At 49.7% G+C, this 20,760-nt stretch carries 23 protein-coding genes and 1 tRNA gene; 21 read left to right on the forward strand and 3 right to left on the reverse strand.

Translation table 11 applies throughout. The annotated features are described in order from the left end of the window. Positions 1-85 precede the first annotated feature (85 nt). Positions 86-156 (forward strand) — tRNA-Gln (locus tag FPG75_RS15830). A gap of 101 nt (positions 157-257) precedes the next feature. Next, positions 258-1,007, forward strand: a complete 750-nt coding sequence (locus FPG75_RS15835) for an SOS response-associated peptidase (protein ID WP_143307826.1) — start codon at positions 258-260, stop codon at positions 1,005-1,007. Here the strand turns inward: FPG75_RS15835 and FPG75_RS15840 are convergent. Continuing rightward, positions 1,002-1,334, reverse strand: coding sequence for a helix-turn-helix domain-containing protein (locus FPG75_RS15840; RefSeq protein ID WP_143307827.1), 333 nt, complete (start codon positions 1,332-1,334; stop codon positions 1,002-1,004). The genes FPG75_RS15835 and FPG75_RS15840 overlap by 6 nt on opposite strands. 265 nt (positions 1,335-1,599) lie before the next feature. Between FPG75_RS15840 and FPG75_RS15845 the strand changes: the two genes are divergently transcribed. The 3 genes from FPG75_RS15845 to FPG75_RS15855 all read left to right on the forward strand — a co-directional run bounded on the left by FPG75_RS15845 (position 1,600) and on the right by FPG75_RS15855 (position 3,658). Next, on the forward strand, positions 1,600-1,953 hold the full coding sequence (locus tag FPG75_RS15845) for a hypothetical protein (RefSeq protein ID WP_143307828.1): 354 nt from the start codon (positions 1,600-1,602) through the stop codon (positions 1,951-1,953). Positions 1,954-2,084: 131 nt separating this feature from the next. Further along, positions 2,085-2,723 (forward strand): hypothetical protein, encoded by a 639-nt coding sequence (locus FPG75_RS15850; RefSeq protein WP_143307829.1) that lies wholly within the window; start codon positions 2,085-2,087, stop codon positions 2,721-2,723. Between the two features lie 11 nt (positions 2,724-2,734). Beyond that, positions 2,735-3,658, forward strand: a complete 924-nt coding sequence (locus FPG75_RS15855) for a hypothetical protein (RefSeq protein ID WP_143307830.1) — start codon at positions 2,735-2,737, stop codon at positions 3,656-3,658. 73 nt (positions 3,659-3,731) lie between these two features. Here the strand turns inward: FPG75_RS15855 and FPG75_RS15860 are convergent, their stop codons facing one another. Beyond that, positions 3,732-4,211: a hypothetical protein gene (locus tag FPG75_RS15860; protein WP_143307831.1), complete on the reverse strand. Its 480-nt coding sequence runs from the start codon at positions 4,209-4,211 to the stop codon at positions 3,732-3,734. A 6-nt stretch (positions 4,212-4,217) separates the two neighbouring features. Then, positions 4,218-4,589: a LexA family protein gene (locus FPG75_RS15865; protein ID WP_236652808.1), complete on the reverse strand. Its 372-nt coding sequence runs from the start codon at positions 4,587-4,589 to the stop codon at positions 4,218-4,220. A gap of 422 nt (positions 4,590-5,011) precedes the next feature. Here FPG75_RS15865 and hisG point away from each other — a divergent pair, with 422 nt between their 5' ends. The 16 genes from hisG to FPG75_RS15945 all read left to right on the forward strand — a co-directional run bounded on the left by hisG (position 5,012) and on the right by FPG75_RS15945 (position 20,693). Next, positions 5,012-5,866 carry an ATP phosphoribosyltransferase gene (hisG, locus tag FPG75_RS15870; RefSeq protein ID WP_143307832.1) on the forward strand — a complete coding sequence of 285 codons (855 nt, stop codon included), beginning with the start codon at positions 5,012-5,014 and terminating at the stop codon, positions 5,864-5,866. An 18-nt stretch (positions 5,867-5,884) separates the two neighbouring features. Beyond that, entirely contained in the window at positions 5,885-7,171 is a 1,287-nt protein-coding gene (gene hisD, locus FPG75_RS15875; protein ID WP_143307833.1) for a histidinol dehydrogenase, read from the forward strand. Positions 7,172-7,244: 73 nt separating this feature from the next. Further along, positions 7,245-8,318, forward strand: a complete 1,074-nt coding sequence (gene hisC / locus FPG75_RS15880; protein WP_143307834.1) for a histidinol-phosphate transaminase — start codon at positions 7,245-7,247, stop codon at positions 8,316-8,318. Further along, on the forward strand, positions 8,315-9,451 hold the full coding sequence (gene hisB / locus FPG75_RS15885) for a bifunctional histidinol-phosphatase/imidazoleglycerol-phosphate dehydratase HisB (protein ID WP_143307835.1): 1,137 nt from the start codon (positions 8,315-8,317) through the stop codon (positions 9,449-9,451). The genes hisC and hisB overlap by 4 nt, the downstream gene beginning before the upstream one ends. A gap of 341 nt (positions 9,452-9,792) precedes the next feature. Continuing rightward, positions 9,793-11,202, forward strand: a complete 1,410-nt coding sequence (locus tag FPG75_RS15890) for an anthranilate synthase component I family protein (RefSeq protein ID WP_143307836.1) — start codon at positions 9,793-9,795, stop codon at positions 11,200-11,202. Position 11,203: 1 nt separating this feature from the next. After that, positions 11,204-11,773: an anthranilate synthase component II gene (locus FPG75_RS15895; protein ID WP_143307837.1), complete on the forward strand. Its 570-nt coding sequence runs from the start codon at positions 11,204-11,206 to the stop codon at positions 11,771-11,773. Positions 11,774-11,827: 54 nt separating this feature from the next. Further along, positions 11,828-12,823, forward strand: coding sequence for an anthranilate phosphoribosyltransferase (gene trpD / locus FPG75_RS15900; RefSeq protein WP_143307838.1), 996 nt, complete (start codon positions 11,828-11,830; stop codon positions 12,821-12,823). Next, on the forward strand, positions 12,820-13,620 hold the full coding sequence (gene trpC, locus FPG75_RS15905) for an indole-3-glycerol phosphate synthase TrpC (RefSeq protein ID WP_143307839.1): 801 nt from the start codon (positions 12,820-12,822) through the stop codon (positions 13,618-13,620). The genes trpD and trpC overlap by 4 nt, the downstream gene beginning before the upstream one ends. After that, a complete protein-coding gene (locus FPG75_RS15910) occupies positions 13,617-14,255 on the forward strand; it encodes a phosphoribosylanthranilate isomerase (protein ID WP_143307840.1) in 639 nt (212 codons plus the stop codon). The genes trpC and FPG75_RS15910 overlap by 4 nt, the downstream gene beginning before the upstream one ends. A gap of 5 nt (positions 14,256-14,260) precedes the next feature. Next, positions 14,261-15,469, forward strand: coding sequence for a tryptophan synthase subunit beta (gene trpB, locus FPG75_RS15915; RefSeq protein WP_143307841.1), 1,209 nt, complete (start codon positions 14,261-14,263; stop codon positions 15,467-15,469). Positions 15,470-15,477: 8 nt separating this feature from the next. Further along, positions 15,478-16,248 (forward strand): tryptophan synthase subunit alpha, encoded by a 771-nt coding sequence (trpA, locus tag FPG75_RS15920; RefSeq protein WP_143307842.1) that lies wholly within the window; start codon positions 15,478-15,480, stop codon positions 16,246-16,248. A gap of 10 nt (positions 16,249-16,258) precedes the next feature. Beyond that, a complete protein-coding gene (hisH, locus tag FPG75_RS15925) occupies positions 16,259-16,852 on the forward strand; it encodes an imidazole glycerol phosphate synthase subunit HisH (protein ID WP_143307843.1) in 594 nt (197 codons plus the stop codon). A gap of 1 nt (position 16,853) precedes the next feature. Next, a complete protein-coding gene (hisA, locus tag FPG75_RS15930; protein WP_143307844.1) occupies positions 16,854-17,996 on the forward strand; it encodes a 1-(5-phosphoribosyl)-5-[(5-phosphoribosylamino)methylideneamino]imidazole-4-carboxamide isomerase in 1,143 nt (380 codons plus the stop codon). A 10-nt stretch (positions 17,997-18,006) separates the two neighbouring features. Continuing rightward, a complete protein-coding gene (gene hisF / locus FPG75_RS15935; protein ID WP_143307845.1) occupies positions 18,007-18,762 on the forward strand; it encodes an imidazole glycerol phosphate synthase subunit HisF in 756 nt (251 codons plus the stop codon). Between the two features lie 21 nt (positions 18,763-18,783). Continuing rightward, the gene (gene hisIE / locus FPG75_RS15940) at positions 18,784-19,377 is read left to right on the forward strand and encodes a bifunctional phosphoribosyl-AMP cyclohydrolase/phosphoribosyl-ATP diphosphatase HisIE (protein ID WP_143307846.1); all 594 of its coding nucleotides are present in this window, start codon (positions 18,784-18,786) and stop codon (positions 19,375-19,377) included. A 230-nt stretch (positions 19,378-19,607) separates the two neighbouring features. Further along, on the forward strand, positions 19,608-20,693 hold the full coding sequence (locus FPG75_RS15945; protein ID WP_143307847.1) for a TlpA disulfide reductase family protein: 1,086 nt from the start codon (positions 19,608-19,610) through the stop codon (positions 20,691-20,693). The last annotated feature ends 67 nt before the right edge of the window (positions 20,694-20,760 follow it).

Consider the following 20,760-nt stretch of genomic DNA (forward strand, 5'->3'; position numbering starts at 1 on the left):
TAATGTGAAATTTTTTTCCAAAAAAGAAGAATGAAAGTTTGGTAGTTAGATGAAATGTCATAATTTCGCGGTCCTGAATCGATAATGCCTGATAGTATAACGGTAGTACGACAGACTCTGACTCTGTTTGTCTTGGTTCGAATCCAGGTCAGGCAACGAAAATGAAAGGTCATATTTTTAATATGGCCTTTTTTATTGCCCCTACTTATCTTCAGCAGTAGGTATCATTATATTTGTCGTAATTCAAATATCTCCATATGTGCTACGATATTGCTTTTTCTTCCCGGATAGAAAGTATTTTCAAGTTGATCCCTGACCTGAAGAAAAAGAAGCTGGATATAGATTTCAACATTACTTATCACAAGATCGGGATGTCGTTTCCGCAATGGCCGGTGGTGGTGAACCGGGATGGCCTGGAGCTGCAAACCTTTACCTGGGGGCCTGTTCCGAAGATGTTGAATACGATGGAGAAGGTGAAGAAGCAACGGCAGTTATTTCTGAATGCGCGTAGCGAGAAGGTATTGGAGCCAGGTACGATGTGGCATGCGATCCGTCATCAGCGTTGCCTGGTGCCGGTTACGGGTTTCTTTGAATACCGGCAGATACCGGGATGGAAGAACAAGGTAGCTTATTATATTAGCCAAAAAGAGCAGGAGGTATTTTTTATGGCGGGCCTGTGGGCTTTGTCTAATTCCTGGGATGTGGATAAGCCGGAGCGGATACCAACGTTTACGATACTGACGCGCAGCGCCAATGCGCTGATGGCGCAGATACACAATGGCGGCGATAATGCGGGCAGGATGCCGTTGATGCTGAGCAATGAGCTGGCACAGTCCTGGCTGCAACCGGACCTAACGGATACGGATATACGCGAATTGCTGCAATACGAATTGCCTTCGGCCGCATTGGATTACTGGCCGGTAAATTCTGTGCGGAAGGTGAAACCGGACGATGAGTCGGTACTGGCGCGGGTGGCTTACGAGGGCTTGCCGGCGCTGGTGTTATAGCCGGTTGGCGCGCAGGGTTTGTATCACTTCCAGCAGGGAATCTACCGTTTTTTGTTTGGCCTGTAATTCTTCATGGAGGATGCCGATCACGCTTCTCATTTCCTGCCATATGGCGTTGTCATTGACGGTTGCTTCCGTGCAACAGAGCAGTGTGGCGAGCGGGGTGCCAAGAATACCGGCGATTTTTTCGAGCCTGTCGATGGTGATATTCACCTGTCCGTTCTCCAGTTTGCAATAGGCGTTCTGCGAAATGTCCAGTTCCTGTGCGATATATTCCTGCGTAAGGTTCCGTTCCATCCGCAGTCGTTTGATGGTTGCAGCTATCATGGATTTACTTTTTTGAGGTCAACACTACGGGAACAAACAATTTCATGCTAAAATTAGGAATAAATTAAACATTGTAGCTATAGGCAGACAAAAAATTAATCAGCAATTTTGTCCTCATCGAAAAAAAATTATTAACCCTGAAAATAAAATAACCAATATGCTGATTGTCAGCCCAGTTAATAGTTTTGAGCAAAAGCACTAGCCCCAACTTATGCTGACTCCATTGTTGATATCTACATTTATATAACCTCAAAAATTTCAGCTCATGAAATGCATCTTCAATGCTAAAACAGCCGCATTGGCCTGTTTAGCGGTAACAGTTGTTACCCTCTCCAGCTTTACACATGCTTCTTCTACCGGCGCGCTTGGTAAAGGCAAGCTCATTAGCAACCAGGTAGCCAGCGCCATCGTGCCTGGCCAGGAAAGCGCCAGCTATCTGACGCCCATTCCTACTACTTATGTGATTACTCCCACACTTTACATTGTCCGCATCACAGCGCTTCGTACTGCCATCCTGGACTACCCTACGGCAGATATCGTAAAATCCGGACCAGTAGCCGGTCCTGGCCTGCTGAACGAAGCAGAAATGGTGAAAAGTAAAATGAGTCGTCTCGACTAGCAAATTAGCCCTTGAAGCGCTCGAAGCGCTTCAAGGGCAAACACCTTAATTGCTAAAGAAAAAGCGGCTAAGGTATCCAGCCCTTGAAGCGCTTCAAGCGCTTCAAGGGCTTCCCTCTAAACTATCTTTTTATGCGATACCTACGACCTGTCATCTTTCTATCCTTCATCGGATATTTTGTGATGACTTTCATTTTCACGATGCCGGATAATTTCGTTTACCTGAAATTATATCCGCAAAGCCAGACCTTCCAGTTCTGGCTATTTCAGCGCTGGGGCTTCTTTGCACCGCCGCCTACCTTCGATGAGCGCCTGTATTATGAATTCAGGAATAAAGTAACGAAGCAACAACAGGTGGTAGAAGTACTGGAACATATCACTGCGGAAAAGCAACGGAAAGCGCCTTTCAACTGGCATGAGGAAATACTCGATTACGTCATCTCCGGAAACGTAGGCGGCGTAAGCGATATGTCTTCAGAGCTGCATAACAACCTGGTCTATCAACAAAAGATGAACAAGAAAACGGGCACAGATACTGCCGCAGAAATCCGGATCAGGAGCTACATACAGCACAGTAACTCCTTTCTCACCCTGAGCAATTATGGCGCATTGGTAGCGCGGGAAAATAATATCGATACCGCCGCCAGCGAAATGCGCCTGCTGATCACCCGTATCAACCTGCCGAAATTCTCTGAGCGCAATGAGCCGGAATCCGCGCCACGCAAGGAGGATGCGGTTTTTATGAGCGACTACCTTTCATTTAACAAATAAAAATCACTGCTATGACGCTCTACCAGGAAATGATCCGCATGGAGAAAAAGAATAATTACTCGTTCTATCTGGCGGTGTTCAGGGTGTTCATCTGCCTGCACCTTGCCAAAACCATCTTTTTTCAATGGCCTTATCTCGATATTCTTTACGGGCCGCAATCCTTTATATCGCCTACGCCTACCGTGCTCACAGAATTGCTGGGCATCAAAAGCATGTTTATCCGCGAGCACTACCAGGCATTCATCGTGATGTACCTGCTCATTATTATGTTGTACCTCTTCGGCATTGGCAAGCATTTTACAGCATTGGTGCTGTTTCTGTTCTATGAAACCATACAGCGCTTGTGCAATGTGGTACTTAACGGCGGCGATAACTTCCTCCGCTTTGTAGTGCTGTATATGGTGTTTGCCAACAGTTATGAATATTTCAGTATCCGGGCAATCAGTATCCGGAGCGAAACCCTGCAACGCTTGTCCAACCTGTTTTCCAACCTGGCAGTGCGCGCGGTGACCATCCATTTTTGTATTGTGTATTTCTGGTCAGCCTTCCACAAGATACATGCAGATGTGTGGTTCAATGGCGTTGCTACCTACTACATACTCAGCCTGGCGCGCTTTAAAGGCACACCCTGGAACGACCTGCTGGTGAAAAACGGTTACTTTGTAACCTTGTCCACCTACTTCACACTGCTGGTAGAAATGTATTTCCCGGCATTGGTATGGTTCAGGAAAACACGCGTGCCTATTATTGTTTGTGGCATCGCCTTGCATTTGGGGATCTATATTTTTATGATGATATACGGCTTTGAAGTCATCTTCATTTTTACTTACGGGTTTTTCTTCAACGATAAAGCCTGGTTGGGGATGTTGAATAAAGTGATCAGCCGTATCAATAGTATGGCGCGCTGGAAGATACCACAGGTGAGCATATCGTGAATGAGAAAGATATTCAGGCGGAGTAGCCCTTGAAGCGCTTTAAGCGCTTCAAGGGTGCTGCCCCTTATTAAGGCTACATCCGCGAGAGTGCTGTCAGGGGGACTTTGATGTCTTCCTGGTTATATTGAAGGGAGAGAAAGAGTTCGCCGTAATGCAGGTATAGTTCCGCATTCACGAGATCGCCGTTTTGCCAGTTAGTACGTGCAGCGAGATAGCGGCGTACCTGCGAACGCATTGTTTTGGGCGGGTTCCAGCGTTTATCTTTCAGCCATCCGGTGTAAACGCGGTACCCTGGCGGCTGTGAGGCCGCTACGAAAAGTTTTTCCATCTCTTCCGGACGGTGTGATTCATAGATATATTTTCTTTTATCAAAGCGGATATGCTGGAAATGGAGGTTGGCTTCCCCGATATCTTTGTAGGGTGTGATCAGCAGCGACTCTTTCACAGCAGGGGCGGCCCCCGGCGGATACGTCTGTCGCACAAATAATGTGTAACCCTGATCCAGCAATACATGGATCGTTTGCGGTGACAGTAGAACCAGCGGATTGTGCATATCGCCTTATTTACGCAGGTCTACAATAACGGCTGTTACTACGCCCCATACCTGGAAGTCCATATCATCAGTGATCAGGATGGGCTTATAAAAAGAATTTTCCGGGTGCAGCACCCAGTTGCGGCCGGCTTTTACCAGGCGCTTTACCGTGTATTCGCCGTCCAGGGCGGCTACAATAATATCGCCGGTGGCCGGCCGGATAGAGCGGTCCACTACTACCATACAGCCATCAGGCATGTTGGCGTCGATCATACCATCGCCTTTTACGCGGGTAACAAAAGAGGTGTTGGGGTTGGCGTGGAGTATCCTGTTCAGATCAATGGTTTCTTCCTGATAATCCAGGACAGGGGAGGCGTCACTCAACTTCAAAGCTTCCATATACTATCATTTTATGATTGCTAATATTATTAGCAAAGTAAAGCTAAATTTATTAGTTTTTAAAATAGATTAACAGATCATTTGCAAAAGGCTATTCAGCCGAAATAGCCGACAGCAGGCTAATTGACAGGATATCAAATAGATCGGCCCGGACACTGTAAAAACTATCGCATGGAAGTTTTTTTATATTCAATTTATCAAGCCGGCAGAAAAAAAATTTCGTTTACAGAAAATTAAATTTGATTTCTCGGGATAGTTGCTAATTTTGTACCCGACAATTATGATTACAAACATACATATCCATCATCACCATCATACTTACCGCACCGGTAGGCTGGGATGATCGTGTGTAAAATCACCATATTAGATCACCATCAAGGGCTTACCGCAGAGGTAAGCCCTTTTTTTATTTGTACCTTAAGATGAAACTGAAACTCGCCATCCAGAAATCAGGCCGCCTGCACGATGATTCTATCAAACTGCTGAAAGAATGCGGCATCGACATCAACAATGGTGTCAACAAGCTGAAGACAGAAGCCAGTAACTTCCCGCTGGAAGTATTTTTCCTGCGCGATGACGATATTCCTCAATACATCGAAGATGGTGTAGCAGATATCGGCATCGTAGGAGAGAATGTGGTGCTGGAAAAAAAGAAGCAGGTGAATATGGTGGAGAAACTCGGCTTTGGCAAATGCCGCCTTTCCATGGCAGTGCCGAAATCAATGGAATACAGTACTATAAAGGATTTGCAAGGTACCCGCATTGCCACCAGCTACCCGGTGATCGTATCTGAATTTTTACAGCGCAACCACATCACCGCAGAGATCCACGAGATCAGCGGCTCCGTGGAAATTGCGCCGGGCATTGGCCTTGCAGATGCTATCTGCGACCTGGTGAGCAGCGGTTCCACGCTGTTCATGAACGGCCTCAAAGAAGTAGAAACCGTACTGAAATCAGAAGCCGTACTGGCGGCCAATCACCGCCTGCAACCAGAACAGGAACTGCTGCTGCAAAAGCTGCTCTTCCGCATCCAGGCGGTGAAGAAAGCCAAGAACAATAAATACATCCTGCTCAACGCACCGAACGAAAAACTCAACGAGATCATTGGCCTGCTGCCCGGCATGAAAAGCCCGACCGTATTGCCACTCGCGGAAGCCGGATGGAGCTCTGTTCACTCTGTGCTCAACGAAAATGAATTCTGGGATATCATCGAAAGCCTCAAAGCCGCCGGTGCACAGGGCATCCTCGTAGTGCCCATCGAAAAAATGGTGATCTGATAAAAACGAAAAGAGACAATGCAAATCATAAAATATCCTGCCATCAACACCTGGAACACGCTGCTACAGCGCCCTGCCATGGATACCTCCACCCTGGAACAAAAGGTGGGCGCCATCCTGCAAGACGTGCGCATCAATGGTGATGAGGCAGTGCGCCGCTATGCCGCGGAATTTGACAAGGTAACGCTCACTGATTTTACAGTACCGGCTTCCGCTTTTGCAAAGGCAGAAGATTCGCTGGAACCCGCACTGAAAGCGGCCATCCAGCAGGCGGCAAAAAATATCGAGACCTTCCACCGCGCACAGCAGGAAGTGCCGCGCATCGTAGAAACCATGCCCGGCGTACAATGCTGGCGCAAATCTGTGGCCATCGAAAGGGTAGGCTTGTATATCCCCGGTGGCTCTGCACCATTGTTCTCCACCATCCTCATGCTCGGTATACCGGCCATGATAGCGGGTTGTAAAGAAATTGTATTATGCACGCCTTCCAATGCGCAAGGGGAAGTGCATCCGGCCATCCTCTACACCGCAGCGTTGGTGGGCATTTCAAAGGTGTTCACCATCGGCGGGGTGCAGGCCATCGGCGCCATGGCCTTTGGCACTACATCGGTGCCACAGGTGTACAAGATCTTCGGCCCGGGCAACCAGTATGTGACCTGCGCCAAGCAACTGGTCAACAAAAGCGGCGTTGCGATAGATATGCCTGCCGGTCCTTCGGAAGTGGCCGTGCTGGCGGATGATAGCTGCGTGCCAGATTTTGTGGCGGCCGACCTGCTCTCACAGGCAGAGCACGGGCCCGACAGCCAGGTGGTGCTGGTGACGACATCTGAAAAAGTGATCAGCGATGTGGAAAAAGCTTTGCAAACACAACTGGATCAGTTGCCGCGTAAAAACATTGCCACCGGCGCGCTGGCCAACAGCCGTATGATATTGGTGGAAGATATGAAAACAGCCGTGGACCTGCTCAATGCCTATGCGCCGGAACACTTGATCCTGGCTTGTAAGGACGAGCTGAACATCGCGGATAATATCACCAACGCAGGCTCGGTATTCCTGGGTAATTATACGCCTGAAAGCGCCGGCGATTACGCTTCCGGCACAAATCATACCTTGCCTACCAATGGCTATGCGCGCGCCTACAGCGGCGTATCGCTGGATAGCTTCGTGAAAAAGATTACCTTCCAGCAGATATCCCGCGAAGGCCTGCAACAGATAGGCGCTACCATCGAGGCGATGGCCGCCGCAGAAGGCCTGGACGCTCACAAGAACGCAGTAACAGTGAGATTGAGGAATTTTCGGATGTGAGAATTTGAGAATTTGAAAATTGAAGCTGATCTGCACAAATCAAAAAATCGTAAATCAAAAAATCCGACAATCAATGTTCAATCTTGATGCCCTGCTTAGGGAGAATATAAAAAGACTGGTGCCGTATTCGTCGGCCAGGGATGAATTCAAAGGAGAGGCCTCCATTTTCCTGGACGCCAATGAAAACAGTTTCGGATCGCCACTGCCGGTGAATTACAACCGCTATCCCGATCCGATGCAATGGAAACTGAAATACAAACTGGCAGACATCAAAGGCGTGCCGCCGCAAAACATCTTCATCGGCAATGGCTCTGACGAGGCCATAGACGTGCTTTTCCGCGCCTTCTGCAACCCTGGTAAGGATAACGTAGTGCTCTGCCCGCCCACCTACGGCATGTACGAAGTGAGCGCGCACATTAACGATGCGATCATTCGCAAGGTGAGTCTCACCGAAGATTTTCAGCTCGATATTGCCGGCCTGCAACAGGCCATCGACGAAAATACCAAACTGGTATTCATCTGCTCTCCTAACAATCCCACCGGTAACTCTATCCACCGCGCAGATATTGAATTGCTGCTGAATAATTTCGACGGGATTGTAGTGGTGGATGAGGCCTATATCAATTTCTCCCGCCAGAAAACATTTATACAAGAGCTGACAGAATATCCTAACCTGGTGGTGTTGCAAACCCTGTCGAAAGCATGGGGACTGGCGGCGCTCCGCGTGGGGATGGCTTTTGCGGGCGAAGAGATCATTAACGTGTTCAATAAAGTGAAGCCGCCGTATAATATTGGCCAGGCTACGCAGGAACTGGCCTTGCAGGCATTGGAAAATGTAAGCCGTGTGAATGAATGGATCCGTGAGATCGTGATAGAGCGCGACCTGCTCTCTGCCGCACTGGAAGCGCTTCCGCAGGTAACGCAGGTATATCCCAGCGATGCCAACTTCGTACTCGCCAAAACAACCGACGCCAAAGGCATCTATCAATATCTCGTAGAAAAAGGTATCGTGGTGCGCGACCGCTCCAAAGTGGAGCTGTGCGCGGGCTGCTTGCGTATCACCGTAGGCACGCCGGAAGAAAACCTGCAACTGCTGGACGCATTAAAAACCTATCAACCAAAAACTGAAACTTCCGTATCCGCATGAAACGTGTCCTCTTTATAGACCGCGATGGTACCTTGATCAGGGAAGTACCGCCTACTTACCAGATTGATAGTCTTGATAAAATAGAATATTACCCGAAAGTATTTGTGAACATGGCGAGGATCGCCGCGGAGCTGGATTATGAGCTGGTGATGGTCACCAACCAGGACGGCCTCGGCACCGCTTCTTTCCCGGAAGACACCTTCTGGCCGGCGCAAAATATGATCATCAAAGCCTTCGAAAATGAAGGCGTATATTTCTCTGAAGTGTTCATTGACCGCAGCTTCCCGGCAGATAATGCCCCCACCCGCAAGCCGGGCACCGGTATGCTCACGAAATATTTCTCTGATGAGTACGACCTGGCCAATTCCTTTGTGATCGGCGACCGTATCACCGATGTGCAGCTGGCCAAAAACCTGGGCGCCAAAGCCATCTGGCTCAATGAAGGCACCGGGCTGGGCAACGCTGAAGTGAAAGACACCGCCGCCGCACTGGCAGAAGTGATCGCGCTGGAAACCACCGACTGGAACCGTATCTACGAATTTCTGAAACTGGGGCTTAGAACGGTAACGCATACACGAAAAACAAATGAAACCGATATTACCATCCGGCTGAACCTGGACGGTACCGGCAAAGCCAATATCCACACGGGTTTGGGCTTCTTTGACCACATGCTGGACCAGATCGCAAGGCATGGCGGCATTGACCTGGACATCACTGCAAAAGGCGACCTGCACATCGATGAGCACCATACCATTGAAGATACCGGTATTGCCCTGGGCGAAGCCATCGCGCTGGGCCTGGGCGACAAGCGCGGCATCGAGCGCTATGGCTTCTGCCTGCCCATGGACGATTGCCTGGCACAGGCAGCCATCGACTTCGGCGGCCGTAACTGGCTGGTATGGGATGCCACTTTCCGCCGGGAGAAGATAGGGGAGATGCCTACAGAGATGTTCTTCCACTTCTTCAAATCCTTTTCAGACGGGGCCAAGGCCAATCTCAACATCAAAGCGGAAGGCGAAAATGAACATCACAAGATAGAAGCCATCTTCAAGGTATTTGCCAAAGCCATCAAAATGGCCGTAAAGCGCAACCCCTACAGGATGCAGCTGCCATCCACCAAGGGAGTCATTTAGGAATTTAAGAATGTGAGGATGTGAGGATTTGAGAATGTGAGAATGTAAGGATGTGAGGATTTGAGGATTTTAAATCCGTAAATCAAGAAATTCAAAAATCCCAAAATTTAATTTGTGTTTTTTAGAAAAAATTCCCACTTTTGTTCTCGCTATGCAAAATATCATGACAAATAACAAACATTGGTGGTGGCACGGAATCAATTCCTGATCTGTGTTACAGTGCCATGTTTCGTCTTGAAATATAATTGAAAGGCTCGCTGTTACACAGCGGGCCTTTCGGCTTTTTATCAGGGCCCTTTTAACAATATACCACTTCACCCAAAGGAAGATTATAACACATCATGCGTACCATTCAAGTAAAAACGAGATCCAAACAGATGCTGGCGGATGTATTTACGCCGGTAGGTATCTATCTGCGGCTGCGCGACAAATTTCCGGGCACCATCCTCCTGGAAAGTACCGATTACCGGGCCAGTGAAAACAGCTTCTCCTACATCGGTATCAAACCTATTGCAGGCATCGAAGTTACTTCTACCAGCAACTTCGAATTCAAGTATCCCAACCTGCCTGTGGAAAAGAAACAGCTCAAAAGCAGGGAAAGCGTACTGGGCGAAATAGAGAAGTTCCTCGGCCAGTTCAGCTTCAGCGGCAATGCCGCCGTTCCGCTGGCACAAAGCCTTTTCGGCTACACCACTTTCGACGCGGTACAGTTTTTTGAAACGATAGAATTTAATAAAGATAAACAGAACGGTAATACCATACCCCTGATGCGATACCGGTTCTATCAATATGTGATCGCCATCAACCACTTTAAAGATGAACTTTATCTCTGCGAGAACCAGGTAGAAGGCATCGACAGTGAATTTGAACTGATAGAATCCATTATTCGCCACAAAGACTCGCCAGGATACCCGTTCACCGCTGTGGGAGAAGAACAGAGCAATATGAGCGATGCGGAATATATGCAGATGGTGGAACAAGGCAAGCAACACTGTTTCCGCGGAGATGTTTTCCAGGTCGTTCTCTCCAGAGCCTTCCAGCAATCTTTCACCGGTGATGAATTTAACGTATACCGTGCCCTCCGCTCCATCAACCCTTCTCCCTACCTCTTCTTCTTCGATTACGGCGATTATAAATTAATGGGTTCCTCACCGGAATCACAGATCATTATCCGCGATGGCAAAGCCACCATCCACCCGATAGCAGGCACTTTCCGCCGTACCGGCGACGATGCGCAGGATAAACTGCTGGCCGACAAACTCCTGCAGGACCCCAAAGAAAACGCAGAACATGTGATGCTGGTAGACCTCGCCCGCAATGACCTCAGCCGCAATGCGCAGGAAGTACAGGTGGAATCATACCGGCAGGTACAGTTCTATTCACATGTGATCCACCTGGTGAGTGAAGTGAGTGGAAAAGTAGATCCTTCGCTGAACCCGTTTTCATTACTGGCAGCCACTTTCCCGGCAGGCACGCTTTCCGGCGCACCAAAATACCGCGCCATGCAGATCATCGATGAGCTGGAACCCACGGCCCGCGGCTTCTATGGCGGTTGTATCGGTGCGGTAGGCTTCAATGGGCGTTTCAACCACGCCATCATGATCCGTTCCATCCTCAGCAAGATGAACACCTTGTACTATCAGGCAGGAGCCGGCGTGGTGGCCAAATCCGTGGCTTCATCAGAACTGGAAGAAGTGAATAATAAACTCAATGCTTTAAAACAGGCCATTCTGCTGGCACAAAAAATCTGACATGAACATCCTGGTATTCGATAATTACGACTCCTTTACATACAACCTGGTACATCTCGTAGAAAAGATCATCAACGGGAAAGTGACCGTGGTACGCAATGACGAGATCCCTTTGGAGAAAGTGAATGACTACGACAAGATCATTCTTTCGCCTGGCCCCGGCATCCCGGAAGAAGCAGGACTGCTGCTGCCGCTGATAAAGGAATACGCCGCTACCAAATCCATTTTTGGCGTATGCCTCGGTCAGCAGGCCATCGGACAGGCTTTTGGCGCTTCGCTCATCAACCTGAAAGAAGTATACCACGGCGTAGCCACCAATGTGAATGTGATTGCAGAGCAAGGACGCCTGTTTAAAAATATGCCCCGGCATATGCAGGCAGGCCGCTACCACTCCTGGGTAGTAGATGAAAAAACATTACCTGCCGAACTGGTGATCACCGCCAAAGACGATGAAGGCTTTATCATGGCATTACAACATACCAGATATGATGTGAGCGGCGTGCAGTTCCATCCGGAGAGCGTGCTCACACCCGATGGAGAGCAGATATTGAGGAACTGGCTGGAAATGTAGTATGCTGCTGTATTTCATCCTTATCTCATTCTTCAGATCATTCTAATTATCATCATGAAAAAGATACTCAATTATCTCTTCGAACATAAAACTTTCAGTCGCGATGCTGCCAAAGAAATCCTGATCAGCATCTCCAAAGGCATGTACAACGAAAGCGAGCTGGCAGCCTTTATGACCGTATTCCTCATGCGCAGCATCACCATCGATGAGCTGCTGGGCTTCCGCGATGCCCTGCTGGAGCTGTGTGTGCCCGTACGCCTCAATGGGTACGACGTACTCGATATCGTAGGCACCGGCGGCGATGCAAAAAATACCTTTAATATTTCTACCTTGTCGTGCTTTCTGGTGGCCGGCGCTGGCGCTAAAGTGGCCAAACACGGCAACTACGGCGTATCATCTGTGAGCGGCGCCTCCAACCTGATGGAGCTGGTAGGCTATAAATTCAAGAACGATGATGCCAAGCTGAGAACAGAACTGGACGAAGCCGGCATCTGTTTCCTGCATGCGCCGCTCTTTCATCCGGCATTGAAGAATGTAGCCGGTATCCGCCGCCAGCTGGGCATCCGCACGTTCTTTAACATGCTCGGTCCTTTGGTGAATCCCGCTTTTGCACAGCATCAGCTCATCGGGGTGTACAGCCTGGAAATGGCCAGGGTGTATAATTATCTCTTCCAACAAACAGACAAAAAATTTGTGATCGTTCACAGTCTGGATGGTTATGACGAGATCTCCCTCACCGCTGATACCAAAGTGATCACCAATGCCGGAGAACAGGACTGGACGCCGGAACAGCTGGGTAAACGCAAAGTGCATCCGGAAGATATCTACGGCGGTAATACGCCGGAAGAAGCAGCGAAGATATTTATGAAGATATTGAAAGGCGAGGGCACCTGGGCACAGAACTCCGTCGTATTTGCCAATGCCGCCATGGGCCTTTACAGCCTGGGCAAGCATAAGAGCTACGACGAATGTTTTGCCGCCGCAGTGGAATCGCTCGAATCCGGTAAGGCATATCAATCATTCAAGAAACTGATCGAATTACAATCATGAAGAATATCCTGGCAGAAATAGTAGCACATAAACACCTGGAAGTGGCTGCCCGCAAGGAACAGCGCAGCGCCGCCGACTTGCGGCAGGCGCCGCTCTTCGGCCGCGAAACGCTATCGCTGCGCCACTTTTTGCAGCAGCCGGACAAAACCGGTATCATCGCGGAATTCAAGCGCCGCTCGCCTTCCAAAGGATTGATCAACGGGGAAGCGACCGTACAGCAGGTAACGACGGCGTATACACGCTATGGCGCCTCCGGTCTCTCCGTGCTCACCGATGAGAAATATTTTGGCGGCTCTTCCGACGACCTGCAACAGGCGCGCAGCTTCAACCAGATACCGATCCTGCGGAAAGATTTTGTAGTAGATGAATACCAGATACTGGAAGCCAAAGCCATCGGCGCCGATGTGATACTGCTCATCGCCGAATGCCTGGATGCCGCTACGGTAAAGCATCTCGCTACCTTCGCCCACAACCTCGGCCTGGAAGTGCTGCTCGAAGTACATAGCGAGCCACAACTCGAAAAAGTAAGCGATCATGTGCATCTCGTTGGCGTCAACAACCGCGACCTGATGACCTTCCAGGTGGATTTCAACCGCTCCTGCGAACTGGCGCCCAAGATACCTGCCGGTAAACTGAAAGTGGCCGAAAGCGGTATCAATGATCCCGCTGCCATCGTAACGCTGAAAGCCGCCGGCTTCCAGGGTTTCCTGATAGGCGAACACTTTATGCGGCAGGAAGATCCCGCCCGCGCATTTGAAAATTTTGTACAGGAATTAAATACCTTATCCCAACGATGATGCACATCAAAGTATGCGGCATAACAAAAGCAAGCGACCTGCAAGCGCTGGCAGACAATGGCGTGGACTTCGCCGGTTTTATCTTCTATGAGCGATCGCCGCGCTTTGCCGGTAACCGCATCGATGCCCGCACCGTACGCGAAACCAGCGGCATCAAAAAAGCGGGCGTGTTCGTGAATGCGCCGGCAGAACTGGTGCTGCGCACCGTCAGCGATTATGCGCTCGACCTGGTGCAGCTGCATGGCGATGAAACGCCCGCATTCTGCGCCAGCATCCGCGAGACGATACCGGTGATCAAAGCGTTTCGTATAGGCGATACCGTTAATTGGGAAAAAGAGGTGGCGCCTTATATACCCGTTACCGATTACTTCCTGTTCGATACCGCCTCCATAAAGGGTTACGGCGGCACCGGCGACCGTTTCAACTGGGAGCTGCTGGCGCAATATCCTTACGAGCATCCCTTCCTGCTGAGCGGCGGCATCGCCCCGGGCCAGGAAGAAGAGATCAGCCGCTTGCAGTTACCCGCGCTTTTTGGCGTGGATATCAACAGCCGGTTTGAGGACAGTCCGGGTGTGAAGAACATCCAGGCCGTGCAACAATTTGTAAAAAAGATTCATTCATCAATATTAAAATAAAGATCATGGACATTGCGATCGACAACAGCAAATCCAGGTATCATGTAGATGAAAATGGCTACTACGGCAGGTTTGGCGGTGCTTATACCCCTGAGATGCTGTATCCCAATGTAGAAGAATTACAGCGCAGGTACCTCGAAATACTCAGCGAGCCCGGTTTCCAGCAAGAGTTTGAAGCCTTGCTGCGCGATTATGTGGGGCGTCCGTCGCCGCTTTATTTTGCGAAACGTTTGTCTGAAAAATATGGCGCGCAGATCTATTTAAAGCGGGAAGACCTGAACCATACCGGCGCGCATAAAGTCAACAACACGATCGGCCAGATACTGCTGGCAAAGCGCCTCGGCAAGAAACGTATCATTGCTGAAACCGGCGCGGGGCAGCACGGGGTGGCCACCGCCACCGTTTGCGCCCTTATGGGCATGGAGTGCATGGTGTACATGGGCAGTATCGATATTGAAAGACAAGCGCCCAATGTGGCCCGCATGAAGATGCTCGGCGCCACCGTGGTAGCCGCCACCAGCGGCAGCCGCACCCTGAAAGACGCCACCAACGAAGCGATCCGCGACTGGATCAACAATCCGGTAAATACCCACTACATCCTCGGCACCGCCGCAGGGCCGCATCCCTATCCTGATATGGTAGCGCGTTTCCAGTCGGTGATCAGCGAAGAAATGAAAAAGCAGTTGCTGGAGAAAACCGGCAATGCCCACCCAGACTATATTGTAGCCTGTATCGGCGGCGGCAGCAATGCTGCGGGCGCCTTCTTTCATTATCTCGACGCCGAAGATGTAAAGCTCATCGCCGTAGAAGCTGGTGGTAAAGGCGTACACAGCGGCTTCTCCGCCGCTACTACGCAGCTGGGCAAGATCGGTATCATCCATGCCAGCAAAACCTTGCTCATGCAAACAGACGATGGCCAGATCGTAGAGCCGCACTCTATTTCAGCGGGCCTCGATTATCCCGGTATAGGTCCCATGCATGCCCATCTCTATGAAACAGGACGTGCCACCTTCCTCGATGCCACCGATGATGAAGCCCTCGCCGCCGCTTATGAACTGAGCCTGCTCGAAGGCATCATCCCCGCCATGGAATCAGCACATGCGCTGGCCAAGCTGAAAGACCTTACCCTCAACGCAGATGATGTAGTGGTGGTATGCCTTTCCGGCCGCGGAGATAAAGACCTGGATACTTATATCCGTCACATGAAAAAATAAAATGGATTATGCAGAACCGTATAGATGAACTGTTTGCCAGGAAACAACATGGCGTTTTGAATATCTATTGCACCGCAGGTTTTCCTGAACTCAACGATACTTTGCCGGTAATGACCGCCCTGCAAAACAGCGGGGTGGATATCATCGAGCTGGGCATGCCTTTCTCCGATCCCCTGGCCGACGGCCCCGTGATACAGGACAGCAGCACCCGCGCGCTGAAGAACGGTATGAGCATACACAAGCTGTTTGAACAATTACAGGGGTTCAGATATCGTATATCCGTTCCCGTTATACTCATGGGGTATCTTAACCCGGTGCTGTGCTACGGGGTGGAGGCCTTCTGTAAAAAATGCGCGGAAACCGGTATCGACGGCATCATCCTGCCAGATCTGCCCATGGCCGAATTTGAAACGGAATATAAAAGTATCTTTGAAAAGTATAACCTGCACTTCATCTTCCTCGTTACGCCGGAAACCGGCGATGCCCGCATCCGCCAGCTGGATAGCCTCAGCAAAGGCTTTCTCTATGCGGTATCATCTTCCTCTACCACTGGTAAAGACAAGGATATGAAAGACCAGCGGGCTTACTTTGAGCGCCTGCGTGGCTTGCAGCTGAAAAATCCGGTGCTGATCGGCTTCGGTATCAAGGATAAAGCTACCTTTGATGCCGCCGCTGCCTATGCAAACGGCGCCATCATCGGAACCGCTTTTGTGAAAGCGCTGGAAAACGGCCAGGGCATTGAAGATACTGTGAAAAAGTTTGTATCGTCCGTAAGATAAAATCAATAGCATGAAAACGGTGATTATTAAATACAACGCCGGCAATATCCGCTCCGTGCAATTTGCATTGGAGCGTTTAGGCGTTACCGGTATCGTAACCGACGATAAGGAGGAGATACTGTCTGCCGACAAGGTGATCTTCCCCGGCGTGGGTGAGGCCAGTACGGCCATGCGTTACCTCGAAGAAAGAAAGCTGGACCAGGTGATCAAAAACCTGCAACAGCCGGTGCTGGGCATCTGCCTGGGCATGCAGCTCATGTGCCGCTACTCTGAAGAAAATGATACTGCCTGCATGGGCATCTTTGATACAGACGTGAAGAAATTCCTTTCACCGGTAGAGAACCTGTTGAAGATACCACAGATCGGCTGGAATAACATCACCGGCCTGCATAGCGTGATATTTGAGCATGTACCGGAAAATGCCTACATGTATTTTGTGCACAGCTATTACGCCGCGCTGGGCGCGGATACGGTGGCCATCTCCAATTATGTGATCAACTACAGTTCCGCTTTGCAGAAAGATAATTTCTACGCCGTGCAGTTCCACCCGGAGAAATCCGCTGAAGCAGGATCGAAGATTATTGAGAATTTTTTGAACTTGTGAGATGAATATACGCAGGATCAGTGCAGATGATACGCTACAGCTGAGAAGAGATGTATTATACCCGAACGAAACGCTGGAAGTGGTGAAGGTAGACCATGATGAGGATGGCTTACATTTCGGCGTGTTTGAAGCGGGGCAGTTGGTGACGGTGGTATCGCTTTTTATCGGGAGAGAAGAAGCGCAGTTCCGTAAGCTGGCTACGCTGCCCGCCTGCCAGGGCAAGGGTTATGGAAAGGCCGTCCTGGCGCATATCGCAGGCATCTGTCAAAAAGAGCATATCAAATTGCTCTGGTGTAATGCCCGCGATACGGCCGTTTCTTTTTACGAGCGCCTGGGCTATATCCGCAAGGGCGACTATTTTCAAAAATGCGGGATCTCCTTCATCCGCATGGAGCTGCCGCTGACAAATAATAATATGAAGCAATCTTTCGATATCATACCTGCCATCGACATCATCGATGGTAAATGTGTTCGCCTCACACAGGGCGATTACAGCCAGCAGAAAGTATACAACGAGCATCCGCTGGAAGTGGCCAAAGAGTTTGAAGCGCTGGGCGTTCGCCGCCTGCACCTGGTAGACCTGGACGGCGCCAAAAAAGGCGCAGTAGCGAACTGGAAAGTGCTGGAGCAGATTGCCGGAAAAACCACACTGGTAACGGACTTTGGCGGCGGTATCAAAACGGACAAAGACCTTGAAATCGTTTTTGAAAGTGGCGCGGCGCTGGCCACCATCGGCAGCGTAGCGGTGAAATCGCCCGAACTGTTTTTCAGCTGGCTCAAAACATATGGCGCAGAAAAGATATTCCTCGGCGCTGATGTAAAGGAAGAAAAGATCGCGGTAGGCGGCTGGCTGGAAACCACGGAGCTGTCGGTATTCGACTTCCTGGAAGGCAATATTGCCAAAGGCGTGCATAATATCTTCTGCACCGATATCGCGAAAGACGGCCTGCTGCAAGGGCCATCTGTTGATCTGTATAAAAAGATCATCGAAAGATTTGCAGGCATTAACTTTGTGGCCAGCGGCGGCGTCAGCAATATTGGTGATGTAGCGGCCTTGCAGGAGATCGGCTGTAATGGCGTAATCATCGGCAAAGCTATCTACGAAGGGCGGATCAGCATGGCCGAATTAAAATCATTCTTATAAAACACGACGTATGCTCACCAAACGTATCATACCCTGCCTGGATATCAAAGACGGTCGCACGGTGAAAGGCATCAATTTCGAAAATATCCGTGATGCCGGCGATCCTATTGAGCTGGGCGCTTTATACGCCGAACAGGGCGCCGATGAACTGGTGTTCCTCGATATAACGGCAACGAATGAACGAAGAAAAACATTGTCGGAACTGGTTACACGCATTGCCAGGCATGTCAATATCCCGTTTACCGTAGGTGGCGGCATCTCTTCTGTAGAAGATGTGAGCGTATTGCTGCAATCCGGCGCTGACAAGATATCTGTAAATACCGCTGCCTTCAACAATCCCGCGCTGATCGACAGTCTGGCAAAGGAGTTTGGCAGCCAGTGCATCGTGCTGGCCATCGACACGCGTTTCGAAGGCGACGACTGGTACGTATACCTCAATGGCGGCCGCGTGAAAACAGACACGAAGGCCTACGACTGGGCAAAAGATGCGGTGAACCGCGGCGCCGGCGAGATATTGCTCACCTCCATGAACAATGACGGCACCAAACAGGGCTTTGCACTGGACATCACCGGCAAGTTGTCGCAGCACCTGAACGTTCCGGTGATCGCGTCCGGCGGGGCAGGCACCATGGCGCATTTCACCGAAGTATTTGAACAGGCCCAGGCCGACGCAGCCCTTGCTGCCAGCATCTTTCACTATAAAGAAATAGAAATACCTGCGCTCAAAAACTACCTGTACCAGAAAGGAGTGAACGTGCGCTTTTAATGACACCTGAAACCAGCATATATGCAGATTGATTTTCAAAAATCCGTTGATGGCCTTGTGCCCGCGGTGATCCAGGACGCAGCTACTCAAAAAGTGCTGATGCTGGGTTATATGAACCGTGAGGCGCTGGATAAAACCCTCCTTGAAAAAAAAGTGACTTTCTTCAGCCGCTCGAAACAACGCCTCTGGACCAAAGGCGAGGAAAGCGGTAACTTCCTCTATGTACAAGATGTAAAAGTGGATTGCGATTGCGATACCCTGCTCATCAAAGCCAGTCCTGCCGGCCCTGTATGCCATACCGGCGCCGACACCTGCTGGGATGAAAAAAATGTGAGCAACGATTTCCTCTTCAAGCTCGAAGGCATCATCACCGATCGTTTGAACAATCCAAGTGAAAGTTCCTACACCTCCAAACTGTTTGCACGCGGCATCAACAAGGTAGCGCAGAAAGTAGGCGAAGAGGCTGTAGAACTCGTCATAGAGGCCAAAGACAACAACGATGAACTCTTCCTCAACGAATCCGCCGACCTCCTTTTCCACTACCTGATCCTGTTACAAGCCAAAGGCTTCATCCTGGCCAATGTAATTGAGGTATTGGAGAAGCGGCATAAATAGGAGGTTGTCTTGCTCAGGATTATACTGATTGAAAGGATTATCAGGATTTTCTTACCAGGATTAATTAAAATTAAAAAGGATTCGCAAAGATCAATTCGATATGATCTTCGCGAATCCTTATTTAATCTGATTAAAAAAAATCCTGATAATCCTTTCAATCAGTATAATCCTGAGCAAGACAACCTCCTATGCCCATAATTCCTTATATTACGTCTTAAAAATTTTTCAAAATGAAGCAGATTTTCCTGGTAGCCGCCAGTTTGGTATTGTCGGTAAGTGTGCATGCCCAGCAAGTGGTGTCGGGCGTGGTAAAAGGGGGGAGCGGTAAAACCCTGTACCTGTTTGATGATGAGGACAATAACCCTGACGACTCTACTGTGATCAGGAATGATGAGTTCAGCTTTTCTGTGAAGGCCGGCAAAGTGCCGTCTGTATATGCATTGATCCTCAAAGATGTGAACTACCCGATGCTGTTCGTATCCGGTAAGGAACCAATTCATATTGTGACCAGTGCCGCTACTTTTCCCATTGCTTCCGAGCTGAAAGGCAATGACAACACCAAAGCGATGCAGGTATACCAGAAAGCATTTGAGCCATTGATAAAAAAGGCGCAGGCGCTGAATACTGAAGCAAAAGGCATCAGCGGTGAAGACGAGGCCGCCAAAACCGCTTTCAGAAAGAAAGCAGAGGATTTCAATAATGAAGTGACCAAAACCGGTGTCGACTTTGTAAAGCAGCACCCGAAAAGCCTTGCCAGCCTGTGGCTGATGCTCAATGAGCTGAGAGGCAGGGTAGAGCCGGAGCAGTTCAAACAGCTGTTTGCCGGGCTGGATAAATCTGTACAAGACAGCAAATATGGCCAGACAGTAACCGCCTATATAAAAAGCATGAAGATGAATGCAGTGGGCATCGCTGCCGATGACTTCTCACAGGAAGATGCCAAAGGGCAGCTGGTGAAACTGTCGTCGTTCCGCGGTAAGTATGTGCTGGTGGACTTCTGGGCCAGCTGGTGCGGTCCTTGCCGTCAGGAAAATCCTAATGTGGTACAGGCTTACAACAAGTATAAAGATAAAAATTTCACTATCCTCGGTATCTCCCTGGATAATGACCGTGCGCGCTGGCTGCGGGCTATCAGCCAGGACGGACTGACATGGACACAGGTATCCGACCTGAGAGGTTGGGGCAACGAGGTGGCCGTACAGTATGGTATTCAATCCATTCCGTCTAACTTCCTGGTAGATCCGCAAGGCAAGATCATTGCCCGGAATCTGCGCGGCGAAGAGCTGGTAGCCAAGCTGGAAGAAGTGCTGAAATAGCCGTTTATCAAAATCAGGTTGATATTGATCGCCTGAATATTCAAATTTGCTGACTGATATCTGTATA

Origin of the sequence: Chitinophaga vietnamensis (genome assembly GCF_902167635.1) — a bacterium.
In the GTDB taxonomy this organism is placed as follows: Bacteria; Bacteroidota; Bacteroidia; order Chitinophagales; family Chitinophagaceae; genus Chitinophaga; species Chitinophaga vietnamensis.

What these genes read in the sequence shown, in the direction of transcription:
- trpA (WP_143307842.1), top strand. Translation starts at nt 15,478, where the DNA reads ATGCAGAACCGTATAGATGAACTGTTTGCCAGGAAACAACATGGCGTT.
- FPG75_RS15835 (WP_143307826.1), top strand. Translation starts at nt 258, where the DNA reads ATGTGCTACGATATTGCTTTTTCTTCCCGGATAGAAAGTATTTTCAAG.
- FPG75_RS15865 (WP_236652808.1), bottom strand. Translation starts at nt 4,589, where the DNA reads ATGGAAGCTTTGAAGTTGAGTGACGCCTCCCCTGTCCTGGATTATCAG.
- hisB (WP_143307835.1), top strand. Translation starts at nt 8,315, where the DNA reads ATGAAACGTGTCCTCTTTATAGACCGCGATGGTACCTTGATCAGGGAA.
- FPG75_RS15895 (WP_143307837.1), top strand. Translation starts at nt 11,204, where the DNA reads ATGAACATCCTGGTATTCGATAATTACGACTCCTTTACATACAACCTG.
- FPG75_RS15840 (WP_143307827.1), bottom strand. Translation starts at nt 1,334, where the DNA reads ATGATAGCTGCAACCATCAAACGACTGCGGATGGAACGGAACCTTACG.
- FPG75_RS15845 (WP_143307828.1), top strand. Translation starts at nt 1,600, where the DNA reads ATGAAATGCATCTTCAATGCTAAAACAGCCGCATTGGCCTGTTTAGCG.
- hisG (WP_143307832.1), top strand. Translation starts at nt 5,012, where the DNA reads ATGAAACTGAAACTCGCCATCCAGAAATCAGGCCGCCTGCACGATGAT.
- hisD (WP_143307833.1), top strand. Translation starts at nt 5,885, where the DNA reads ATGCAAATCATAAAATATCCTGCCATCAACACCTGGAACACGCTGCTA.
- trpB (WP_143307841.1), top strand. Translation starts at nt 14,261, where the DNA reads ATGGACATTGCGATCGACAACAGCAAATCCAGGTATCATGTAGATGAA.
- FPG75_RS15945 (WP_143307847.1), top strand. Translation starts at nt 19,608, where the DNA reads ATGAAGCAGATTTTCCTGGTAGCCGCCAGTTTGGTATTGTCGGTAAGT.
- FPG75_RS15855 (WP_143307830.1), top strand. Translation starts at nt 2,735, where the DNA reads ATGACGCTCTACCAGGAAATGATCCGCATGGAGAAAAAGAATAATTAC.
- FPG75_RS15860 (WP_143307831.1), bottom strand. Translation starts at nt 4,211, where the DNA reads ATGCACAATCCGCTGGTTCTACTGTCACCGCAAACGATCCATGTATTG.
- trpC (WP_143307839.1), top strand. Translation starts at nt 12,820, where the DNA reads ATGAAGAATATCCTGGCAGAAATAGTAGCACATAAACACCTGGAAGTG.
- hisH (WP_143307843.1), top strand. Translation starts at nt 16,259, where the DNA reads ATGAAAACGGTGATTATTAAATACAACGCCGGCAATATCCGCTCCGTG.
- hisC (WP_143307834.1), top strand. Translation starts at nt 7,245, where the DNA reads ATGTTCAATCTTGATGCCCTGCTTAGGGAGAATATAAAAAGACTGGTG.
- FPG75_RS15910 (WP_143307840.1), top strand. Translation starts at nt 13,617, where the DNA reads ATGATGCACATCAAAGTATGCGGCATAACAAAAGCAAGCGACCTGCAA.
- trpD (WP_143307838.1), top strand. Translation starts at nt 11,828, where the DNA reads ATGAAAAAGATACTCAATTATCTCTTCGAACATAAAACTTTCAGTCGC.
- hisIE (WP_143307846.1), top strand. Translation starts at nt 18,784, where the DNA reads ATGCAGATTGATTTTCAAAAATCCGTTGATGGCCTTGTGCCCGCGGTG.
- hisA (WP_143307844.1), top strand. Translation starts at nt 16,854, where the DNA reads ATGAATATACGCAGGATCAGTGCAGATGATACGCTACAGCTGAGAAGA.
- FPG75_RS15850 (WP_143307829.1), top strand. Translation starts at nt 2,085, where the DNA reads ATGCGATACCTACGACCTGTCATCTTTCTATCCTTCATCGGATATTTT.
- FPG75_RS15890 (WP_143307836.1), top strand. Translation starts at nt 9,793, where the DNA reads ATGCGTACCATTCAAGTAAAAACGAGATCCAAACAGATGCTGGCGGAT.
- hisF (WP_143307845.1), top strand. Translation starts at nt 18,007, where the DNA reads ATGCTCACCAAACGTATCATACCCTGCCTGGATATCAAAGACGGTCGC.